We start from the raw sequence: 19,830 nt of genomic DNA on the forward strand, positions 1-19,830 counted from the left end.
TATGGGCCTGCGTGCCTCGACCATGGTCCGCACCCCAGCGCTCTGGTGGACTGTGGAGCATGACATCGACTACGCCGACAACATTGGTCCTCGCGGGGACAGGCAAGACCGGACGCCGGGTCGTGTCCGGGCTCCGTGCGCGTGACCTGCCGGTACGGGTCGGTTCACGGAGTGCTGAGCCGCCTTTCGACTGGCGGGACGACACCACGTGGGCACCTGCGCTGCGAGGCGTGGACTCCGTTTATGTGGCCTTCTACCCTGATGCGGCGTTCCCCGGCGCGGCCAAAGCGGTGGGTTCCTTCGCAGAACTCGCGGTGGCCTGCGGCGTCCGGCATCTCGTCCTGCTTGCTGACCGTGGTGCCGCCGAGGCCGAGCGGTGCGAACAGGCAGTGCGGGACTCGGGTGCGGAGTGGACCATCGTGCGGGTGGGGTTCATCACACAGAACTTCAGCGAGGCGTTCCTCGTCGAACCGATCCGGGCCGGTGTGATCGCGCTTCCGGTTGGCGACGTCGCGGAGCCGTTCACCGACGCGGAGGACATCGCGGATGTCGCCGTCGCGGCGCTGACCGAAGACGGCCATGCCGGCCGGATCCACGAAGTAACAGGACCACGGCTGCTCACCTTCGCCGATGCCGTCGGTGAGATAGCGAGGGTGACCCGCAGGGAGCTTCGTTATCTGCCGGTCACGCCCGAGCAGTTCGTCTCGTCGCTGACCCGAGGAGGCGTGCCGGCCGAGTACGCGACACAACTGACCGACCTCATGGTCGAGGTCTTCGACGGCCGCAGGGCCAACCTGACCGACACCGTCGAGCGCGTCCTCGGCCGGCCGCCCCGCGACTTCACGGAATATGTCCGCAAAACCGCCGCAACCGGAATCTGGTCGGCGAGTTGAGGATGCGCCGTCGGCTGGCGGCTCCTGCGAACACACCAAAAATCCGGTGAGAAGATCGAGGGTGCTCCGAATAGCAAACGCAGTACTCGCAAGATTGCCGGAACCGCTGCACGCACTTGCGTTGAAGCACCGTGAACTGCTGAAGTTCGCGGTGGTGGGTGGAACAACGTTCTTAGTGGACAACACGGTGTTCTACGGGTTGAAGCTGACCATTTTGGAACCGAAGCCGGTGACCGCGAAGATCATCGCGGTGCTCGTGGCGACGATCGTGTCCTACGTGTTGAACCGCGAATGGTCGTTCCGGACCAGGGGCGGCCGCGAGCGCCGTCACGAGGCGGCGCTGTTCTTCCTGGTCAGTGGCTTCGGCCTGGTGCTCAGCTCCGCGCCGCTGTGGATCTCCCGGTACGTATTTCACCTGGAGACCCCGGATGTGAGCCTGGTGACCCAGGAGATCGCCGACTTCATGAGCGCGCAGATCATCGGCACGCTGATCGCCATGGTGTTCCGCTTCTGGGCGCTCCGGAAGTGGGTCTTCCCCGACGAGAAGGGCCAGCCCGGCAGCGTGCGGCTGGCTCCCGTTCCCGATTCCACGGACGAGGCGGCTTGATGGCAGCGAATCCAGAAGCCGTTTCGGCAATTGGACTGCTTCATGCCGCTGCTGCGCCCGTCAGTGCTGCGCCATGTCCACGAACCGGCTGTAGTGGCCCTGGAACGCCACCGTCACCGTCGCCGTGGGGCCGTTACGGTGCTTGGCCACGATCAGGTCCGCCTCACCCGCCCGCGGCGACTCCCGCTCGTACGCGTCCTCCCGGTGCAGCAGGATGACCATGTCGGCGTCCTGCTCGATGGACCCGGACTCACGCAGGTCGCTCACCGCGGGGCGCTTGTCCGTGCGCTGCTCCGGGCCACGGTTGAGCTGGGAGATCGCGATGACCGGCACCTCCAGCTCCTTGGCCAGCAGCTTGATCGCACGGGAGATCTCCGAGACCTCGTTCTGCCGGCTCTCGGTCTTCTTCGGCGAGCTCATCAGCTGGAGGTAGTCGATGACCACGAACCGCAGGTCGTTACGCTGCTTGAGCCGCCGGCACTTGGCCCGGATCTCCATCATCGACATGTTGGGCGAGTCGTCGATGAACAGTGGCGCCTCCGCCACCTCGCTCATCCGCCGGGCCAGGCGCGTCCAGTCGTCGTCGCCCATCATGCCCGAGCGCATGGCGTGGAGGGCGACCCTGGCCTCGGCGGACAGCAGACGCATGGTGATCTCGTTGCGCGACATCTCCAGCGAGAAGATGACCGTGGTCATCCCATGCTTGATAGCCGCAGACCGGGCGAAATCCAGACCTAGCGTGCTTTTGCCGATGGCAGGCCGGGCAGCCACGACGATCATCTGGCCCGGGTGGAGGCCGTTGGTGAGCTGGTCGAGGTCCTGGAAGCCGGTCGGCACGCCGACCATCTGGCCGCCGCGGCTGCCGATGGCCTCCAGCTCGTCGAGGGCGCCGGGCATGATGTCGGCCAGGGGCGCGTAGTCCTCCGAGGTGCGGCGCTCGGTGACCTTGTAGATCTCCGCCTGGGCGCGGTCGACGAGGTCGTCGACCTCTTCGTTCTGCCCGCCGTAGCCGAAGGAGACGATGCGGGTGCCGGCCTCGATGAGGCGGCGCAGGATGGCCTGCTCCCTGACGATCTTGGCGTAGTAGCCGGCGTTGGCCGCGGTGGGGACGACGGCCGTGAGGGTGTGGAGGTAGGCGGCCCCGCCCACCCTGGCCATCTCGCCGCGCTTCTGCAGCTCGTCGAAGACGGTGACCGCGTCGGCGGGCTCGCCCCTTCCGTAGAGGTCGGTGATGACCTCGTAGACCATCTGGTGGGCGGGCCGGTAGAAGTCGTCGGACCGCAGGATCTCGACGACGTCGGCGATGGCGTCCTTGGACAGCAGCATGCCGCCCAGGACGGACTGCTCCGCCTCGATGTTGTTCGGGGGGGTGCGCTCGAAACCAGGGCCTGCGCCCGTCTCGTCGTCAATACTCACCGCGCCCCCTCGAACACTTGCAGGCGGTCGCACCACCCCCACTTGTAGCCGACCGGTCTGACAGTTTCTCGGAGTCGCGAGCCGACGGCAACGCGACCTGTGGACAACCCTGTGGCCAAGCTGTGCACTACCGTGCCCAGGATGTGAAAGGCCTGTGGACAGTTGCTGTGGATAACTCTCTCGGATATCCACCGAACAGCCTCCGACCTGGGCGAACGGTATCCACCGGCTGTGGAGAAAAGAAAGTTTCGCCGACACGCCGTGTAATGGCCATAATGGACAAATGCTCATTACCCCCAGGGATCGGGAGATACTCCGCTTAGCCGTACCGGCGTTCGGCGCGCTGGTGGCCGAGCCGCTCTTCCTCCTCGCCGACTACGCCATCGTGGGGCACGGGCTGGGCACCACGGCGGTGGGGGCGCTGGGGGTGGCGGGCACGGTCCTCGCGACCCTGGTGAACCTGTGCGTCTTCCTCGCGTACGGCACCACGGCCTCCGTGGCGCGTCAGACGGGCGCCGGGAACCACGCGCGGGCCATGCGCAGCGGTGTGGACGGGATCTGGCTGGCCCTGGCCATCGGCGCGCTCCTGATCGCCGTGTGCTGGCCGCTGGCCCCCGCCATCGTGGAGCTGTTCGGGGCGGGCGACGGGCAGGGCGCGCAGGCCGTGACGTACCTGCGGATCAGCCTGCTCGGCGCGCCCGGCATGCTGGTCGTGCTGGCCGGGACGGGGGTGCTGCGCGGTCTGCAGGACACCGTCACGCCGCTGGCCGTCGCCATCGGCTCGTTCGTGCTGAACGCGGTCCTGAACGCCTGGTTCGTGCTGGGGCTGGGGTGGGGCATCGCCGGGTCGGCCTGGGGCACGGTGATCGCGCAGACGCTGGGCGCGGCCGTCTACCTCGCCGTCGTGGCGCGGGGCGCGCGGCGGCTGGGGACGCCGCTCACGCCCGGTCTGGCGGGGGTCAAGGAGGCGGGCACAGCCGGGTTCGCGCTGCTCGTCCGTACCCTCTGCCTGCGGGTGGTGCTGCTCGCGGCCACCGTGATCGCCACCAGGATGGGCGAGGCCGAGCTGGCCGCGTACGCCATCGCCACCCAGGTGTGGACGCTGCTCGCGTTCGCGCTGGACGCCATCGCCATCGCCGGGCAGGCCATCACGGGTCGCTCGCTCGGCGCGGGGGACGTCGCGTCCACCAGGGCCGCGACCAGGCGGATGGTGCAGTGGGGCGGCTGGTCAGGCGTGCTGTTCGGCCTGCTGGTCGTGGCCGCCAGGCCGCTGCTGCCCGGGCTGTTCGACACGGACCCGCAGGTCACCGACCTGTTGCTGGCGCTGATGTGGCCGGTAGCGGCGTTCCAGCCGGTGTGCGGGGTCGTGTTCGTGCTCGACGGCGTGCTGATCGGCGCGGGCGACCAGCGCTACCTGGCGTGGGCGGGGGTGTGGACGACGCTGGCGTACCTCCCCGCCGCCCTCCTCGCCTCCGGCTTCGGGGTCGTCGCCCTGTGGTGCGCGCTCGGGGTGTGGATGCTCGCCCGCCTGGTCAGCCTCGTACGCCGGGCCGCCGGCACCGCCTGGCTGGTGACCGGAGCGTAGGCGCTCTCACTTTGGGCACAGGCCCCACTACCTGCAGTGATCTGCGGAAACACTGTGACCGTCCTGTGCTTGCTGTTGTCCGAGTGGTGAGACATTGTGGGCGCGTTCCCTGAGCGGGGTGTTCCTTGTCCACGATTCTGCGGCGACTGCCACCCACCGAGGCGACCGGATTACGCACGGGCGCCCGCCACAGCCTGGCCGAGCTCTACCGCCCGGCCGACCTGGTGGTGCTCGGACTCGGTGTGATCATCGGCGCCGGCATCTTCTCCATTGCCGGGCGGCAGGCGGCCACCACGGCGGGTCCCGGTGTCATCCTGTCCTTCATGATCGCGGGCATCGCCTGCCTGCTCGCCTGCCTGTGCTACGCCGAGCTGTCGTCCACGATGCCGACCTCGGGCAGCGCCTACACCTTCACGTACGTCATCTTCGGCGAGGTCTGGGCGTGGATCATCGGCTGGGCGCTGATCCTGGAGCTGCAGTTCGCCGCCGCCGTCGTGGCCAGGGCGTGGGCCGCGATCACGGTCGGGGCGATCTCCAACTTCGGGGTACGCGTGCCGCACCAGGAGCTCGTCGGCGACGTCCTCGTGTTAGTGATCCTGGTGCTGCTCACCGGCGTGGTGGCGCTCGGCGCGCGGATCGGGCTGCGGGCCCTGTGGATCATGGTGGCGGCCAAGCTGCTGGCCATCGGGGCGGTCATCGTCGTGGGCCTGCCCCACATCGACGTGCGGAATTTCGGCGAGTTCCACGTGCCGTCCAAGATCCTGCCGAAGCCGCCCACGACCGTGCTGGAGATCCTGTTCGGCCAGAGCCACGCGTTCGGCTGGTTCGGGATCTTCGCGGCGGCCTCGGCCATCGCGTTCGCGTACATCGGGTTCGACATCGTGGCCACCTCCGCCGAGGAGACCGTGAACGCGCCCGCCGCCGTGCCCAAGGGCATGATCCGCAGCCTGATCATCGCCACCGTCCTCTACATCGCGGTGGCCCTGGTCATGGTGGGCATGGTCCCGTACACGAAGATCTCCGAGGACGCGCCGCTGACCGGGGCGTTCCGGGCGGTCGGCGTGGACTGGATGGTGCACGTCATCGACGTGGGCGCGGTGCTCGGGCTGACGACGGTGATCCTGGTGCTGATCGTGGGGCAGACGCGGGTGCTGTTCTCGATGGCCCGCGACGGGCTGATCCCCCGCGGCCTGGCCACGGTCAGCCGGAAATATCACACTCCGACCCGGGTGACGCTGGTGATCGGGGTCGTGGCGATCGTGCTGGCCGAGTTCGTGCCGGTGCTCACGATGCAGGAGCTCGTGGTGATCGGGACGCTGTTCGCGTTCGCGTTCGTGGCGGCCGGGGTGATCGTGATGCGGCGGCGCATGCCGTACCTGGAGCGGGGGTTCAGGGTGCCGCTCTCGCCGCTGCTGCCGGGGCTGTCGCTGGTGGCCACGCTCTGGCTGATGGTGAACCTGCAGCTGCTCACCTGGGCGTGGTTCGCCCTGTGGATGGCCTTCGGCCTGCTGGTCTACCTCGTGTACGGCCGCCGCCACAGCCTGCTGGCCCGCCCGCACACCCCGATCGAGCCGGCACGCGGCCGCCATCGCCGCTAGAGCCGGCCCGATTCCCCCACCGCCGAGCTGGTACGCGGCCCGCCACCGGCCCTAGAGCCGGCCCGACTCCAGGACGCTGCGCAGGAACTCCCTGGTGCGGGGGTTCTCCGGCTCGGTGAAGATCTGCTCGGCGGGGCCCTTCTCCAGCAGCACGCCGCCGTCGAGGAAGCACACCGTGTCCGAAATATCGCGACAAAAGCTCATCTCGTGAGTCGTGAGGATCATCGTCATGCCCGACTCCTTGAGCTCCTTGATGACCCCCAGCACCTCCAGCACCAGCTCGGGGTCGAGCGCAGAGGTGACCTCGTCCAGCAGCATCAGCCTGGGCTGCGTGGCCAGCGCCCTGATGATGGCCACGCGCTGCTGCTGCCCGCCCGAGAGCTGGTCGGGGTAGGCCCGCGCCTTGTCCGCCAGCCCGAACCTGGCCAGCAGGCCGTGCGCCTGCTCCTCGGCCTCCCCCTTGGCCACCTTGTGCACCTGGCGCGGCGCGAGCGTGACGTTGTCCAGCACCGTCATGTGCGGGAACAGGTTGAAGGCCTGGAACACGATGCCGAGCCGCTTGCGCACGTCGTCCACGTTCACGCGCGGGTCGGTGATGTCCTCGCCGTCGAGGAGGATCACGCCGTCGTCCACGGTCTCCAGCAGGTTGACGCAGCGCAGGAGCGTGGACTTGCCCGAGCCGGAGGCCCCGATGAGGCTCACCACCTCGTGCGGGCGCACCTCGAGGTCGATGCCGCGCAGCACGCTGTGGCCGCGGAAGTTCTTCCACACCCCGTCAATGGTCAGAAGGCTCATGCGCCACGCCTCCTGCGCGTGCGTGCCGCCAGGTGGTCGGTGAACCTGGCCAGGGGGATGGTGAGCAGGATGAACAGCAGCGCCGCCACCAGGTAGGGCGTGTAGTTGAACGTGCTGGCCACGTGGATCTGCGACTGCCTGAGCGCCTCCAGCGGCCCGATGGTCGACACGAGCGCGGTGTCCTTCTGTAGCGAGACGAAGTCGTTGAGCAGCGGCGGCACGACCCTGCGGGTGGCCTGGGGCAGCACCACGAACCGCATGGTCTTGATGTGGCTCAGCCCCAGCGAGCGGGCCGCCGCGACCTGGCTCGGGTGGATGGACTCGATGCCCGAGCGGAACACCTCGGCCACGTACGCGCCGTACGAGAGCGTCAGCGCGATGATGGCCAGCGTCACCAGGTCGGTCGGGATGCCCTGCAGCCGGAGCGCGGGCAGCCCGAACCCGATCAGGTAGATCACCAGGATCGTCGGCACGCCGCGGAAGACGTCGGTGTAGAGCGTGGCCAGCGCCCGGATCGGGAAGAACGCGGGCTTCCTGATCCCCCTGGCCAGCGCCACCAGCAGCCCGACGACCAGGATCAGCGGCTCGGCGATCAGGAAGATCTTGATGTTGAGCAGGAAGCCCTTCAGCACGTCGGGCAGCGCCTTGACGAACTCGTCGGGATTGAAGAACGTCTCCTGCACCCGGGGCCAGCCGGGTGAGTTCGTGACGATCGAGACGACCAGCACGATGAAGACGATCGTCGAAACCGTCGCGATCGAGGCCGAGCGGCGGGCGTGCGAGCGGCGCACCCGCTCCCGCTCGACCTGCCGCTCCGACTTGACCCACTCGCCCGCCGCCGGTTTGCCAGGCCCACCGGGCTCGCCCACCGCGACCTTGCCGGGTTCGCCGAATTTGCCCGCTGCGGTCTTGCCGGGTTCGTCGAACTCGCTCATCGCAGCTCAGGCGCGCCCGCCGCCGAGCCGAGCCACGCCTGCTCGATCTTGGCCAGCTCGCCCTTCGACTTCAGCGCCTCAACGGCCTTGTCGACGCACGGCTTGAGCGCGCTGCCCTTCTCCATGACCAGCCCGAACTCCTCGGGCGTGCCGCCCGTCGAGCTGAACTGCCCCACGATCTTGGACTTCTCGACCTGCGCGGCCGTCACGTAGAACGCCGTCGGCAGGTCCACCACCAGCGCGTCCACCTGCTTGTTCTTCAGCGCGTTGACGGCGTCGATCTGCTCGTTGTAGACGTTGGGGTCGTCGGCGGGCTTGATGACGTTCTTGACCGCGTCGAGCGAGGTCGTGCCCACCTGTACGCCGATCTTCGCGCCCTGCAGCTCGGCCAGGCTCTTCGCCCCGGCGAACTTGCTCCCGTCGATCGCCACGATGGCCTGCTTGACGGTGTAGTAGCCCTTGCTGAAGTCGACCGCCTTGGCCCGGTCGGGCGTGATGGACACCTGGTTGACGTCAAAGTCGAACTGCTTGACCCCAGGAGCGAACGCCGAGTCGAACTTGATCGTGCTCCACTGCACCTCGGTGCGGTCGAAGCCGAGCTCCCCCGCCACGGCGAAGGCCACCGCGCTCTCGAAGCCCTGCCCGTTGCTCGGGTCGTCGTCCTTGAACCAGGGCTCGAAGGCGGGCTTGTCAGTGCCGATGGTCAGCTTGCCCGCGTTGACCAGCTTGAGCTGGTCCTTGGTGCACGTGGTGGACGTTGACGCTATCGGGCTCGCCGAGCTCGACGTGTTGTCGACCGGCGCGCAGCCGACGAGCGCCACGGCCAGCGCGAGCAGCATAAGGGGACGGGCCATGGCTGCAGCCTCCAGGGGGAACATGCGAAAGAACGAACGCATTCTACGCTGACCGAATAGGAAATTACGCCCGGCGGTGCCCCTGACCACGGAGTTGGCCAAGATGGGCTCGCGTAACGGCGGCCCGCCGGTGAAGGGTCAGCGGGCGTTTCCTGGAGGGCGCTGAGCCGGAGTACGGCGGGTGGCCTGCCCGGGCGCAGCCGTACAGGATGGGATTTTTCACAGGGGCATGGAAACGTGAAAGCCCCCTCCGGGCGGAGGGGGCTTTCACAGCAGGACTCAGCCCGCGACGACCTCGACGTCCACGGAGGCCGAAACCTCGGGGTGGAGCTTGATGGTGACGCGGTGCGAGCCGACGCTCTTGATCGGGTTGACGATCTCGATGCGGCGGCGGTCGACGATCGGGCCACCGGCGGCCTTGACGGCGTCGGCGATGTCGCCCGTCGTGATCGAGCCGAACAGGCGGCCGGACTCGCCGGCGCGCGTGGTCAGGCGGACGCGCAGCGCGCCGATCTGACCGGCGACCTCCTTGGCGGTGCCGAGGTCGCGGATCTCGCGAGCGTCGCGAGCCTTCCTGATCGTCTCGATCTGCTTCTCGGCGCCCCGCGTCCAGCGCATGGCGTAGCCGCGCGGGATGAGGTAGTTACGGCCGTAGCCGTCCTTGACCTCGACGACGTCGCCAGGGGTGCCGAGGCCGGAGACCTCGTTGGTGAGGATGAGCTTCATATCGACAGGCCTCCTTAGCGCGCGGTGCTCGTGTAAGGCAGCAGGGCCACCTCACGCGCGTTCTTGATCGCGGTCGCCACGTCGCGCTGGTGCTGGGTGCAGTTGCCCGTCACCCGGCGCGCACGGATCTTGCCGCGGTCGGAGATGAACTTCCGCAGCAGCGCCGTGTCCTTGTAGTCGACGTAGGAGATCTTGTCGTGGCAGAACAGGCAAACCTTCTTCTTCGGCTTGCGCAGTGCCGGCTTAGCCATCGTGGTGCTCCTTTCAGAGCCCCGCCTTCACGGGCGGGAATGGACTCGGGCTTGTGGACAGGTTTTAGAAAGGCGGTTCGTCGCTGAAGTCGCCGCCGCCGCCGCCGCCGCCTCCGAAGCCGCCGCCGCCCTGCTGGCCGCCGCCGCCTCCGAAGCCGCCACCACCGCCGCCGCCGTAACCGCCGCCGCCCTGGGGCGGGGCGGGCGAGGCGGAGGCCCACGGGTCGTCGGCCGGGCCGCCGAAGCCGCCCCCGCCGCCTCCACCACCCTGGCGGGAGGTGCGGTTGACCTTGGCGGTCGCGTTACGCAGGGACGGGCCGACCTCGTCGACCTCGACCTCGTAAACGGTGCGCTTCTCGCCTTCCTTGGTCTCGTAGGACCGCTGCTTGAGCCGCCCCTGCACGATGACCCGCATCCCGCGCTGCAGGCTCTCGGCGGCGTTCTCCGCCGCCTGCCGCCACACGTTGCAGGTCAGGAAGAGGCTTTCGCCATCTTTCCACTCGTTGGTCTGACGATCCATGAACCGCGGAGTGGACGCGATGCGGAATCGAGCCACCGCTTGCCCCGTCGGGGTGAAGCGCAGCTCCGGGTCGTCGACGAGGTTGCCGACGATGGTGATTACGGTGTCGCCTGCTGCCATGGCTAGCGCTCGCCTTCCTGCACGCCTTCGCTTGGGTTACGGCTCAGAGTACGGGGCTTCCCCGACAAAAACCGGGGGTTAGTGCACGTCCGGACGCAGGACCTTGGTGCGCAGGATGCCCTCGTTGAGGTTCATCTGCCGGTCGAGCTCCTTGACCGTCGCGGGCTCCGCGGACAGGTCGATGACGGCGTAAATGCCTTCCGACTTCTTGTCGATGTCGTAGGCGAGACGGCGACGGCCCCAGACGTCGACCTTCTCCACGGTGCCGCCGTCGTTGCGGACCACGGAGAGGAACTGGTCGAGGGACGGCGCGACAGTGCGCTCATCGAGCGAAGGGTCCAGGATGACCATTACTTCGTAACGACGCATGCGGACTCCAACCTCCTCTGGACTCTTGCGGTCACGACACTCTGCCGTGACAGGAGGACGCTGACGTCTGTGCCCGGGCGCCCCTTTCGGCGCCCCGGGGCGATGGTTCAACCATCACAACGCAGCTTGCCCAGGTTACCAGCCGCGGGAAGGTGGGAAGGCCTTTAGGAAACCTAGGGGGTGGTGGCCGTGCCACATGTGCTTCAGCCCTCCGAGAGGGAGCGGTTCAGGCTCACACTCAACAGCGACGGGCATGCGCACCCGGTGGAGAACGCCCTGGCGGTGGGAGCGCTCGTTTGCGGTCTCATTGCCTTCGTCTCCACATTCTGGGTCTCCGCGCATGCGATCTCCTCGTGGGCCGGCACGCTGGGCTTCGGGGTCGGGTTGTATTCCCAGTACGTCTCGGCGACCACGCCGCAGCGTGCGCTCAACATCGTCGGCATCGTGGGATCGTTCGTGGGAGCCGCGCTGGGCATCGCCCACGGGGGCTTTCTCCCCCACTGAACTTCATTGAGCTGATGAGGAACGGCCCCGGCGCCCGGGGCCGTTCCGGCATGCCGCTCACCCGCCGATGTGCAGGTCTATACCGAGCAGGACCAGGAACCAGAGGAACACCGCGAGCAGCGCTTCCGCGAGGTCTCTGAGCAGTCCGGGGGTGATGTAGTGGTAGACCCAGCCCACGTAGATCCCGATCACGACGTAAACCAATAAGATCAGCGCTCGCAAGCGCCAGCGTGCCATATCGTTTCTCCTCGATTTAGGGGGCGCATGGCGACTTCCCGAGCGCGCGCCCGGCAAACCGATCGGTCCCCCGTTGCCGCCTTACTCTGCGGCGTAAGCTCGGGAGCTATGGTGCGCATCGGAGCTCATGTTGATCAGGACGATCCCGCCGCCCACGCCGAGGCGGTCGGGGCCGAGGTGGTGCAGTTCTTCCTCGGGGACCCGCAGGGGTACGACAAGCCGGTGCTGCCCGCCAAAGCGGTCGAGGGCGTCGACATCTACATCCACGCCCCCTACCTGATCAACGTCGCCACCACCAACAACCGCATCAGGATCCCCAGCCGCAAGCTGCTGGAGCAGCATCTCAAGGCCGCCGCCGGGCTCGGCGCCAAGGGCCTGATCGTGCACGGCGGCCACGTGAACAAGAGCGACGATCCACAGGCCGGCTTCGACAACTGGCGCAAGGTGTTCGAGCGCATGGAGTGCCCCATCCCCGTGCTGATCGAGAACACCGCGGGCGGCGGCAACGCGATGGCCCGCAAGCTGGAGCGCATCGCCCGGCTGTGGGAGGCGCTCGACGGGTTCGACGTGGGCTTCTGCCTCGACACCTGCCACGCCCACGCGGGCGGCGAGGAGCTGGTCGACCTGGTTGAGCGGGTCAAGGCCATCACCGGCCGGATCGACCTCGTCCACTGCAACGACTCGCGCGACGACTTCGACTCCGGCGCCGACCGCCACGCCAACCTGGGCAAGGGGAAGATCGACCCCGAGCTGATCCTGGCGGTCTGCCGCGCGGCCGACGCGCCGATCGTGGTGGAGACGCCCGCCGACGGCCAGGCGGACGACATCGCGTTCCTGCGCAAGAACCTCTAGGAAATACACACAGCCTGTGGATAACTTCCCTGGATTACCAAGACGAAGAAGTGGGTAGAAAGATCAGCCCGCCCACGCGCCGCTCAGGAAACGTTCCGCGTTGAGCAGCATGAGCGGCCCGAAGATCAGGGCGTACACGACCATCACCCACGGCCTCCTGGTCGCGACCTTCGCGACCAGGATCCACAGGGGGAACCACAGCAGCAGCGAGCGCGGGATCGACAGGTAGTACGCCGAGGTCATCAGCGCCGCCGCCTGCAGCCCCGTGTAGACCAGCTCGCTCCACCGGCGCAGCGCGAGCAGCCAGATCAGCGCCGCCAACGCCACGACCACTCCGGTGATCTCCATCCGGAACGCCACCGCGAAGTCGTCGGAGCCCATGGCCGAGCGCCAGGTCGTCTTCCACGCCTCCCACGGCCAGGCGAAGTCCCGCCCCCACCCGGCCTCCTGCGCGTGCTTCCACGCCAGCCAGTCACCCGACCTGCGGTAGTGGTAGTACGAGTACGTCGCCAGCGGCACGAACGGCACGACCAGCCATCCCGCCTGCCGGATGCGCTGCCGGATCGGCTCGCGCCGGGTGAGGAACTCCACGACGAGCGCGACCGCGAGAAACAGCCCCGTGATCCGCACGCACGAGGCGCCCGCGGCGAGGGACGCCGCCAAAGACCATTGCCCCTGCCTGGCGGCCAGCCAGGCCGGGATCGCGAAGGCCAGGAAGAGGGACTCGCTGTAGCCCGCCGCCAGGAACACCGCCATCGGGTAGAGCAGCAGCGCCAGCACCGCCATCCAGCCGGAGGCGCCTTCCAGCTCGGCCAGCCGGGCCAGCGCCACCATGGCCACCGCCCCGGCGGCGAGCGAGATGAGCAGCCCGGCCGCCGCCCAGTCCGGCCCGACGAGGTGCACCACCCGCAGCAGCATCGGAAAGCCGGGGAAGAACGCGGGCAGCCCGTCGTCCACAGGCCTGCCGGGCTCGCCGTCGTAGCCGTACTGGGCGATGGTGATGAATAGCCCGGCATCCCACTTGCGCCACTTGTCGGCGTACGCGCCGAGGGCCGTCCCCAGCAGCGTCATCACCAGCAGCCCCGCCCGCGAGCCGAACCAGAGCAGTAACGCGTCCCGGCCGGCCGAGCGGGTGATCATCGAACGGCTGGTGTCAGCGTGAACCGGTCACGAGCGTCGTCGAAGACGCCGCCCCCCTGGTCGTCGACGTCGCCCTGGCGGACCACGTCCTTGTCGGGACGGAGGATGTCCCGCACCACGAACGCCATCATGATCCCGATCGTGATGACCCGTCCCCAGACGGCGGTGAAGTACGTGTCGTCACCGATGCCCAGGTCGTTCCTGCTGAAGGGCGCTTGCGCGACCAGGTAGAGCCAGATGGCGACGAAGTACCAGATCTCGGCTAGCTGCCACAACACCAGCGGCTTCCAGTTGGGCCTGGCCAGCACGGCGAACGGCACGAGCCAGAGCACGAACTGCGGCGACCACACCTTGTTCGTCATCATGAACGCGGCCAGCGCCAGGAAGCAGATCTGCGCCAGCCTGGGCCGCCGCGGCGCGGCCAGCGCGAGTACGGCGATGCCCAGGCACAGGATGGCCAGGGACGCCATCCCCAGCTTGCTGACGTCGCCGTCCCCCAGGATGGGGATCCCCTTGTTCTGGAAGAACAGCCACGGCGAGCCCCAGTCGACCCCGCGTTCCTGGGAGAAGACGTAGAACCTGCGCCATCCCTCCCACGCGAAGATCATGAACGGCGCGTTGACCACGATCCACGCGCCGGCCGTGGCGCCCAGGGTGACCAGGAACGGCCGCCATCGCGCGGTGCGCAACGTGAGCAGGAACAGCGCCCCCAGGAACATCAGGGGATAGAACTTGGTCGCGATGGCCAGCCCCAGCAGCACCCCGGCCAGCACCTGCCGGCGCCGCGCCCAGGCCAGCAGCATGCCCATCGACAGCGCGCCGGCGACCAGGTCCCAGTTGATGTACGCGGCCAGCACGACGGCGGGCGAGATGGCGTACCAGAGCGCATCCCACCGCCGCGTGGGCCCGGCCACCGCGGCCATCAGCAGGACGCCGACGACCAGGCAGATGCCGAGCAGGATGACCGTCAGGTCGTAGAACCTGACGGCCTGCGCGCCCACGTCGGCTCCGACCGCCCTGGCGAACCAGCTGATCACCTGCATGACCTCGCCCAGCACGACCGGGTACTCGACCTGCTTGTCGAACGGCACGGCGGCGAAGTAGGGATCCTGGGTCGACAGCGCCCTGTCGAAGTACAGGGGGTAGATGTCGGTGTAGCAGAAGTTCGTGTACGTCGTGACCTGGTCGTTCCAGCCTCCGGTGCGGCAGGGCAGGCGCACGACGTAGGCGAGGGTCGCCCCTAGGGCTGCGAACAGCCCCAGGGGAAGGTACGGAACGGCACGCGCCACGAAGGGGACGCGTACCTCCGTGCTCGTCACCGGTCCTCAGGTCTGGACATCGGCGACCATCCCGAGGGTCTCGGTTCGGGCGCCCGGCCGCCGCCGGGCCCGCCGACGTCGCCGGTCTGCGGGATGCCGCCGTCGCCGTTGTTGCCGTTGTTGCCGTGGTTGCCGTTGTTGCCCGGGTCGTCGATGGTGACGTCGTCGTCGGGGGTGGCGTTGTCGTCACACGGGTTGACGAGGCAGTCCTGGTTGCCCTGATCGTCGAAGGGGTTGTCCCCGCTGTCGAACGGGTTGTCGGGGGTCTTCGTCGGCTTGGGCTCGGGGCTCGGCACGATGTTCTCGGCCAACCCCACATCGGCCTTCTGGGGGAACTGCTCGACCGGCAGGTTCTCGTGAGCCGCCAGCATGAACCTCTGCCACGTGAGCGTGGGCGCGTCAGCACCCTCGAAGCCCAGGCCCCGCTCGTACGGCAAGCTGTAGGGATTCTGGTCGTTGTACTTCGTGCTCTTCCTGTTGTTGGGCGTCACCGGGCAGGTGCGGTTCGCGTTGGGCGGGACGACCTTGCCCGTCTTCGTCTTGCACTCCTCGCGGTAGAACCCGACCGCGGCGGAGATCTGCGGCGTGTAGCCGACGAACCAGGCGCCGTTCTCGTCATTGTTCGTGCCGGTCTTGCCGGCGGCCGGCCGGTTGCCCAGGCCCTTGCCCCGCGCGGTGCCGGCCCGCAGCACTTCCTCCATGGCGACCGTGGCGTCGGCGGCGACACCGGGGTCGATGACCCGCTTGGAGGCCAGCTGCTCGCCGTAGACGACCTGCTTGCCCAGCCTGACTTCCTGCACCACGTGGTACTTGGTGTACTTGCCCGCGTTGGCGAAGATGGAGTAGCCGGCGGCCTGCTCGATCGGCGTCACCAGGGCGCTGCCGATAGCGAACTGGTAGTGGTGCTTGTCGACGTCGTCTTCCATGCGCTGCTGGTTGAACCCGGCCGCCTCGACGAGGTTCTTCACGTCGTCGATCTTGCCGGGCAGCGCGTACGCCATCGACACGTACGCCGTGTTGACCGAGTCGGCGGTGGCCTTGATCACGTCGACGGCCTGGCCGACGTTGTGGCTGTTCTTGAAGCCGCCCCGCGCCTGGCCCGGCAGCACCTTCGGCACCGTCACGTTGCCCGGCACGTAACTCTTCAGCGAGTAGCCGGCCTGCAGCCAGGCCGCCAGCACGTAAGGCTTGAACGCGGACGCGGCCTGCTTCTTGGCGTCGAAGGGCTCGTTGAACGGGTCGGTGACGTAGTTGTTTCCGCCGTTGAACGCCAGAACGCGGCCGTTCTTCGGATCCACCGCGGCCAGGCCCGCGTGGAACTCCTTGGTCATGCTGTCCGTCGTGCTCTTCACCGCGACCTGCGCGGCCTTCATGAGCTTCTTGTCGAAGGTGGAGATGATGTGGTAGCCGCCGCTCCTGACCGCGTCGGGGGTGAGGCCACGCCGCTCCTTCAGCTCCTGGAGGACCTGCGTCACCATGTAGCCCCGGAGACCGCCGAGCTCGTTGCTGTCGCTGTCCTTGCGGAGCTTGGGGAACTTCGCGGTCTCCGGCAGCTTGCCGTATTTGTCCGGCCACTGCTCGGCCATGTACTGGATGACGGTCTTCCAGCGGGCCTTGAGCTCGGGAGCGTCGGGCTCCCAGTTGGGCTGCTGGATGCGCGCGGCGAGGTAGGCGCCCTGCTCGGGCGTCAGCTTGGCGGCGGTGGCCTTCTCGTCGAAATACGCCTGCGCGGCGGCCTGGACGCCATAGGCCTTGCCGAAGTTGACGGTGTTCAGGTAGGTCTTCAGGATGTCGTCCTTGGACAACTCCTCGTCGAGCTTGACCGCGACGAAGATCTCCATGACCTTGCGCTTGATGGACACTTCCTGGCTGAGGCCGTCGTAGTAGTTACGGGCCATCTGCTGGGTGATCGTCGAGGCGCCCTGGAGCTGCTGTCCGGTCACGGTCATGTACAGCGAGCGGAACATGCCGGAGATGGAGACGCCGGAGTCCTCGTAGAACGTCTTGTTCTCGATGGCCACCGCGGCGTCCCGGACGCTCGGGGACATCTTGGAGATGTCATCGAGGATCTCGCGCTTCGTACCGAGCTTGGCGATCTCGGTCTTGCCGTCCCGGTAGTAGATGGTGCTCTGCTGCGCGAGCGCGTCGGACTTGGCCTGGTCGGCGGTCGGCACCGGCGTGTTGGCGTACGCGACCATGACCATGCCGAAGAGGCCGGCCGCGAGCACCACGAACCCGGCCACCACGATCTTCCAGTTGGGCACGAACCTGCGCCAGCCGCCCTTGCCGTCGCCGCCGCCCTTCTTGGTCGGCGGCCCGGGAGGCCCGGGCGGCCCGCCGTCGCCCTTCCTGCGCGAGCGCCGCGGCGCGTCGCTGACGATCGTCTCCTGGTTGCTCATCCCCCGCGCCTCCTGCCGGGCGCGGGTGCGCGGCCCCGGCTGGTCACCGCGCGTAGCCGGCCCGTCGCCACGCATGGGAGGGCCGTCACCGCGTGTGGGAGGTCCGTCGCCACGCATCGGAGGGCCGTCACCGCGTCCGGGAGACTCGTCGTACGGCTGCGCGGCCATGGCACCGGTCTGCTCGTAAGCGGCTTCCGGACGACGCTGCGACTGCGCCGGACCACCCCAGCCCGACTCACCGGTTTGCGGAGGAGAACCCTGGGGCACAGAACGGGATGAGCTGGAACGACGGCGCCTTCCTGGGCGGGCCGTCCCCTCATTCATGCTGTTACTCACACGTCCTCGCATCGTCGTCGGAAACATAAACGGCGGTGGGCGTGAGATCTCTCGCCGCCCTCGGTCTTCACAGTTGGCTGACGAGGTCAGGCGGTCCGTTTCCGAGGACGTATGAAACCGTCAGGTGGTTCCAGGAACAACCTTGGCAGACCTCGACAACGTACACGCGGAACTCATCGTAATCATGAGCCATTGCGACGAGTTCCGATGTGACCTTTGCCTGTCCGGCATGCCTACCGAGCGCATCGCCGTAGACGTAGGTCACATTGGTGACGTTCTCCCTTTCGCATACCGGGCAGAGGCGTTCGGTCGGCTCGCCGAGGTGGCGCGCCGCGCGAAGGAGGTAGGGCTGTGCGTCACACACGTCGCCCCGCGAGGTGCGCCCCATGCGCAGGGAGCGGACCACCGCCCGTTTCGCAAGGCCGTAATCCACCACCCTTCGCTGTGACCACATGAGCGCCAGACTACGGCGTTTTGCGGCTGCATCCCAACGACTTGGCAGATTCACAGATTGCCGCCATATAGCGACCCGACGTATCCTGGGGATGTATCGGCTCGATACATCGACGCGAGAGGGGGCGGGTTCCGATGGGCGGCGGACAGGGCAGGGTCTTGGAACTGGCCGTGCTCGGGTCGCTGCACGAGACACCACTACACGGCTATGAGCTGCGCAAACGGCTCAACGCCCTGCTGGGGATGTTCCGTGCGTTCTCCTACGGATCGCTGTACCCCTGTTTGCGATCACTCCTGGCTCAGGGCCTCATCGTGGAGGAGCAACCCGCTCCCACCACGATCGTCGGCGGCAGATCGAAGATCGTTTACAAGCTGACGGCCGAGGGCAAGGAACGGCTACAGGACATGCTGACGCAGGCCGGCCCCTCCGCTTGGGAGGACGAGAGCTTCGGCGTGCACTTCGCGTTCTTCCGCCACACCGAGGCGGAAGTACGGCTGCGCATTCTCGAAGGCCGCCGTAGCCGGCTGGAGGAGCGGCTCGACGCGGTGCGCACAGCTCTGGCGCGCACCAGGGAGCGCCTCGACAGTTACACGCTCGAGCTGCAGCGGCATGGGCTCGAGTCGGTCGAGCGCGAGGTGCGCTGGCTCAACGAGCTGATCGCTACAGAGCGTCGGGCCTCGTCGGAAGAGGGGCCCGCAAGAGATACCACGTCAACTGATGAGTAAGGGAGCGAATGCGATGGGTTCGGTTCGCGTGGCCATTGTCGGTGTCGGAAACTGCGCGTCATCGCTGGTCCAGGGCGTCCATTACTACAGGGACGCCGACCCGGACACTCGGGTCCCGGGCCTCATGCACGTGAAGTTCGGCGAATATCACGTCGGTGACGTCGAGTTCGTCGCCGCGTTCGACGTCGACGCCAAGAAGGTCGGCCGTGATCTGGCGGAGGCGATCGTCGCCAGCGAGAACAACACGATCAAGATCTGCGACGTGCCGCCCACGGGGGTGACCGTCCAGCGCGGCCATACCTTCGACGGTCTGGGTGAGTACTACCGGGAGATCATCGAGGAGTCCGACGAGGCGCCTGTCGATGTCGTCCAGGTGCTCCGTGACAACCAGGTCGACGTCCTGGTCTCCTACCTGCCGGTGGGCTCGGAGGACGCGGACCGCTTCTACGCCCAGTGCGCCATCGACGCCGGCGTGGCGTTCGTGAACGCGCTGCCGGTCTTCATCGCCTCCGACCCGGTGTGGGCGGAGAAGTTCACCAAGGCCGGCGTGCCGATCGTCGGCGACGACATCAAGTCGCAGGTCGGCGCCACCATCACGCACCGCGTGATGGCCAAGCTGTTCGAGGACCGCGGGGTGGAGCTGCTGCGCACGTACCAGCTCAACGTCGGCGGCAACATGGACTTCATGAACATGCTGGAGCGCAAGCGGCTCCAGTCCAAGAAGATCTCGAAGACGCAGGCGGTCACCTCGCAGATCCCGCACGAGATGGGCAAGGCCGACGTGCACATCGGGCCGTCGGACCACGTGCCGTGGCTGGACGACCGGAAGCTGGCGTTCGTGCGGCTCGAGGGCCGCTCGTTCGGCGACACGCCGCTCAACCTCGAGTACAAGCTGGAGGTCTGGGACTCGCCGAACTCGGCGGGGATCATCATCGACGCGGTACGGGCCGCCAAGATCGCCCTCGACCGCGGGATCGGGGGCCCGATCCTGTCGGCGTCCTCGTACTTCATGAAGTCGCCGCCCAAGCAGTTCTCGGACGACGAGGCCAGGGACTACGTCGAGAAGTTCATCCGGGGTGAGGTCGAGCGCTGACCCCCCGTGGGGGGGGGGGGGGGGGGGGGGGGGGGGGGGGGGGGGGGGGGGGCGGGGGGGCGGGGGGGGGGGGGGGCGGGGGGGGGGGGGGGGGGGGGGGCG

Annotated in this window: 21 protein-coding genes; 8 read left to right on the top strand and 13 right to left on the bottom strand. The window is 67.8% G+C overall.

The annotated features are described in order from the left end of the window. Positions 1-59 precede the first annotated feature (59 nt). Both ACIHFD_RS45585 and ACIHFD_RS45590 read left to right on the top strand, forming a co-directional pair. A complete protein-coding gene (locus ACIHFD_RS45585; RefSeq protein WP_397372228.1) occupies positions 60-893 on the top strand; it encodes an NAD(P)H-binding protein in 834 nt (277 codons plus the stop codon). A 94-nt stretch (positions 894-987) separates the two neighbouring features. Then, the gene (locus ACIHFD_RS45590) at positions 988-1,500 is read left to right on the top strand and encodes a GtrA family protein (RefSeq protein WP_397372215.1); all 513 of its coding nucleotides are present in this window, start codon (positions 988-990) and stop codon (positions 1,498-1,500) included. 60 nt (positions 1,501-1,560) lie between these two features. On the opposite strand, the gene dnaB is transcribed toward ACIHFD_RS45590, so the two are convergent. After that, complete coding sequence (dnaB, locus tag ACIHFD_RS45595; RefSeq protein WP_350724159.1) at positions 1,561-2,916, bottom strand: replicative DNA helicase; 1,356 nt, start codon at positions 2,914-2,916, stop codon at positions 1,561-1,563. Between the two features lie 283 nt (positions 2,917-3,199). On the opposite strand from dnaB, the gene ACIHFD_RS45600 reads away from it, so the two are divergent. Both ACIHFD_RS45600 and ACIHFD_RS45605 read left to right on the top strand, forming a co-directional pair. Then, positions 3,200-4,501 (top strand): MATE family efflux transporter, encoded by a 1,302-nt coding sequence (locus ACIHFD_RS45600; RefSeq protein WP_397372216.1) that lies wholly within the window; start codon positions 3,200-3,202, stop codon positions 4,499-4,501. Between the two features lie 125 nt (positions 4,502-4,626). Beyond that, on the top strand, positions 4,627-6,099 hold the full coding sequence (locus ACIHFD_RS45605; protein ID WP_397372217.1) for an APC family permease: 1,473 nt from the start codon (positions 4,627-4,629) through the stop codon (positions 6,097-6,099). A gap of 51 nt (positions 6,100-6,150) precedes the next feature. Here the strand turns inward: ACIHFD_RS45605 and ACIHFD_RS45610 are convergent, their stop codons facing one another. The 7 genes from ACIHFD_RS45610 to rpsF form a co-directional block, all read right to left on the bottom strand. Next, positions 6,151-6,894, bottom strand: coding sequence for an amino acid ABC transporter ATP-binding protein (locus ACIHFD_RS45610; protein WP_350724165.1), 744 nt, complete (start codon positions 6,892-6,894; stop codon positions 6,151-6,153). Beyond that, complete coding sequence (locus ACIHFD_RS45615) at positions 6,891-7,829, bottom strand: amino acid ABC transporter permease (RefSeq protein WP_397372218.1); 939 nt, start codon at positions 7,827-7,829, stop codon at positions 6,891-6,893. The genes ACIHFD_RS45610 and ACIHFD_RS45615 overlap by 4 nt, the downstream gene beginning before the upstream one ends. After that, entirely contained in the window at positions 7,826-8,683 is an 858-nt protein-coding gene (locus ACIHFD_RS45620) for an ABC transporter substrate-binding protein (RefSeq protein WP_397372219.1), read from the bottom strand. Before ACIHFD_RS45620 ends, ACIHFD_RS45615 begins: the two co-directional genes overlap by 4 nt. 279 nt (positions 8,684-8,962) lie before the next feature. Further along, on the bottom strand, positions 8,963-9,409 hold the full coding sequence (gene rplI, locus ACIHFD_RS45625; protein ID WP_185069541.1) for a 50S ribosomal protein L9: 447 nt from the start codon (positions 9,407-9,409) through the stop codon (positions 8,963-8,965). Between the two features lie 14 nt (positions 9,410-9,423). Beyond that, positions 9,424-9,660, bottom strand: coding sequence for a 30S ribosomal protein S18 (rpsR, locus tag ACIHFD_RS45630; protein ID WP_020543048.1), 237 nt, complete (start codon positions 9,658-9,660; stop codon positions 9,424-9,426). Positions 9,661-9,724: 64 nt separating this feature from the next. Beyond that, positions 9,725-10,300 (bottom strand): single-stranded DNA-binding protein, encoded by a 576-nt coding sequence (locus ACIHFD_RS45635; protein WP_397372220.1) that lies wholly within the window; start codon positions 10,298-10,300, stop codon positions 9,725-9,727. Between the two features lie 78 nt (positions 10,301-10,378). Then, positions 10,379-10,669 carry a 30S ribosomal protein S6 gene (gene rpsF, locus ACIHFD_RS45640; protein ID WP_080044189.1) on the bottom strand — a complete coding sequence of 97 codons (291 nt, stop codon included), beginning with the start codon at positions 10,667-10,669 and terminating at the stop codon, positions 10,379-10,381. Between the two features lie 189 nt (positions 10,670-10,858). On the opposite strand from rpsF, the gene ACIHFD_RS45645 reads away from it, so the two are divergent. Further along, a complete protein-coding gene (locus ACIHFD_RS45645) occupies positions 10,859-11,173 on the top strand; it encodes a hypothetical protein (protein WP_397372221.1) in 315 nt (104 codons plus the stop codon). 57 nt (positions 11,174-11,230) lie between these two features. Here ACIHFD_RS45645 and ACIHFD_RS45650 read toward each other — a convergent pair whose 3' ends face one another. After that, positions 11,231-11,410 (bottom strand): hypothetical protein, encoded by a 180-nt coding sequence (locus ACIHFD_RS45650; RefSeq protein ID WP_319714256.1) that lies wholly within the window; start codon positions 11,408-11,410, stop codon positions 11,231-11,233. A 108-nt stretch (positions 11,411-11,518) separates the two neighbouring features. Here ACIHFD_RS45650 and ACIHFD_RS45655 point away from each other — a divergent pair, with 108 nt between their 5' ends. Next, positions 11,519-12,262 carry a deoxyribonuclease IV gene (locus ACIHFD_RS45655; RefSeq protein ID WP_397372222.1) on the top strand — a complete coding sequence of 248 codons (744 nt, stop codon included), beginning with the start codon at positions 11,519-11,521 and terminating at the stop codon, positions 12,260-12,262. Positions 12,263-12,325: 63 nt separating this feature from the next. Here ACIHFD_RS45655 and ACIHFD_RS45660 read toward each other — a convergent pair whose 3' ends face one another. The 4 genes from ACIHFD_RS45660 to ACIHFD_RS45675 all read right to left on the bottom strand — a co-directional run bounded on the left by ACIHFD_RS45660 (position 12,326) and on the right by ACIHFD_RS45675 (position 17,910). Next, complete coding sequence (locus ACIHFD_RS45660) at positions 12,326-13,402, bottom strand: mannosyltransferase family protein (RefSeq protein ID WP_397372223.1); 1,077 nt, start codon at positions 13,400-13,402, stop codon at positions 12,326-12,328. Next, positions 13,399-14,721 (bottom strand): glycosyltransferase 87 family protein, encoded by a 1,323-nt coding sequence (locus tag ACIHFD_RS45665; protein ID WP_350724179.1) that lies wholly within the window; start codon positions 14,719-14,721, stop codon positions 13,399-13,401. The genes ACIHFD_RS45660 and ACIHFD_RS45665 overlap by 4 nt, the downstream gene beginning before the upstream one ends. Next, positions 14,718-17,120, bottom strand: coding sequence for a transglycosylase domain-containing protein (locus ACIHFD_RS45670; protein ID WP_397372224.1), 2,403 nt, complete (start codon positions 17,118-17,120; stop codon positions 14,718-14,720). Before ACIHFD_RS45670 ends, ACIHFD_RS45665 begins: the two co-directional genes overlap by 4 nt. A 403-nt stretch (positions 17,121-17,523) precedes the next feature. Then, the gene (locus ACIHFD_RS45675) at positions 17,524-17,910 is read right to left on the bottom strand and encodes a DUF5318 family protein (protein ID WP_350724183.1); all 387 of its coding nucleotides are present in this window, start codon (positions 17,908-17,910) and stop codon (positions 17,524-17,526) included. Positions 17,911-18,044: 134 nt separating this feature from the next. On the opposite strand from ACIHFD_RS45675, the gene ACIHFD_RS45680 reads away from it, so the two are divergent. Together ACIHFD_RS45680 and ACIHFD_RS45685 are read left to right on the top strand one after the other, a co-directional pair. Next, the gene (locus ACIHFD_RS45680; RefSeq protein WP_350724184.1) at positions 18,045-18,635 is read left to right on the top strand and encodes a PadR family transcriptional regulator; all 591 of its coding nucleotides are present in this window, start codon (positions 18,045-18,047) and stop codon (positions 18,633-18,635) included. Positions 18,636-18,648: 13 nt separating this feature from the next. After that, entirely contained in the window at positions 18,649-19,728 is a 1,080-nt protein-coding gene (locus ACIHFD_RS45685; RefSeq protein WP_355192897.1) for an inositol-3-phosphate synthase, read from the top strand. Positions 19,729-19,830 lie beyond the last annotated feature (102 nt).

Source organism: Nonomuraea sp. NPDC051941, assembly GCF_044593615.1.

Bases quoted from the DNA above. Each gene is read 5' to 3' on its own strand.
- ACIHFD_RS45680 (WP_350724184.1), top strand. From the start codon at position 18,045: ATGGGCGGCGGACAGGGCAGGGTCTTGGAACTGGCCGTGCTCGGGTCG.
- ACIHFD_RS45655 (WP_397372222.1), top strand. From the start codon at position 11,519: ATGGTGCGCATCGGAGCTCATGTTGATCAGGACGATCCCGCCGCCCAC.
- ACIHFD_RS45660 (WP_397372223.1), bottom strand. From the start codon at position 13,402: ATGATCACCCGCTCGGCCGGCCGGGACGCGTTACTGCTCTGGTTCGGC.
- ACIHFD_RS45650 (WP_319714256.1), bottom strand. From the start codon at position 11,410: ATGGCACGCTGGCGCTTGCGAGCGCTGATCTTATTGGTTTACGTCGTG.
- ACIHFD_RS45600 (WP_397372216.1), top strand. From the start codon at position 3,200: ATGCTCATTACCCCCAGGGATCGGGAGATACTCCGCTTAGCCGTACCG.
- ACIHFD_RS45675 (WP_350724183.1), bottom strand. From the start codon at position 17,910: ATGTGGTCACAGCGAAGGGTGGTGGATTACGGCCTTGCGAAACGGGCG.
- ACIHFD_RS45670 (WP_397372224.1), bottom strand. From the start codon at position 17,120: ATGAGCAACCAGGAGACGATCGTCAGCGACGCGCCGCGGCGCTCGCGC.
- rplI (WP_185069541.1), bottom strand. From the start codon at position 9,409: ATGAAGCTCATCCTCACCAACGAGGTCTCCGGCCTCGGCACCCCTGGC.
- ACIHFD_RS45685 (WP_355192897.1), top strand. From the start codon at position 18,649: ATGGGTTCGGTTCGCGTGGCCATTGTCGGTGTCGGAAACTGCGCGTCA.
- ACIHFD_RS45610 (WP_350724165.1), bottom strand. From the start codon at position 6,894: ATGAGCCTTCTGACCATTGACGGGGTGTGGAAGAACTTCCGCGGCCAC.
- ACIHFD_RS45615 (WP_397372218.1), bottom strand. From the start codon at position 7,829: ATGAGCGAGTTCGACGAACCCGGCAAGACCGCAGCGGGCAAATTCGGC.
- rpsF (WP_080044189.1), bottom strand. From the start codon at position 10,669: ATGCGTCGTTACGAAGTAATGGTCATCCTGGACCCTTCGCTCGATGAG.
- ACIHFD_RS45635 (WP_397372220.1), bottom strand. From the start codon at position 10,300: ATGGCAGCAGGCGACACCGTAATCACCATCGTCGGCAACCTCGTCGAC.
- ACIHFD_RS45620 (WP_397372219.1), bottom strand. From the start codon at position 8,683: ATGGCCCGTCCCCTTATGCTGCTCGCGCTGGCCGTGGCGCTCGTCGGC.
- rpsR (WP_020543048.1), bottom strand. From the start codon at position 9,660: ATGGCTAAGCCGGCACTGCGCAAGCCGAAGAAGAAGGTTTGCCTGTTC.
- ACIHFD_RS45585 (WP_397372228.1), top strand. From the start codon at position 60: ATGACATCGACTACGCCGACAACATTGGTCCTCGCGGGGACAGGCAAG.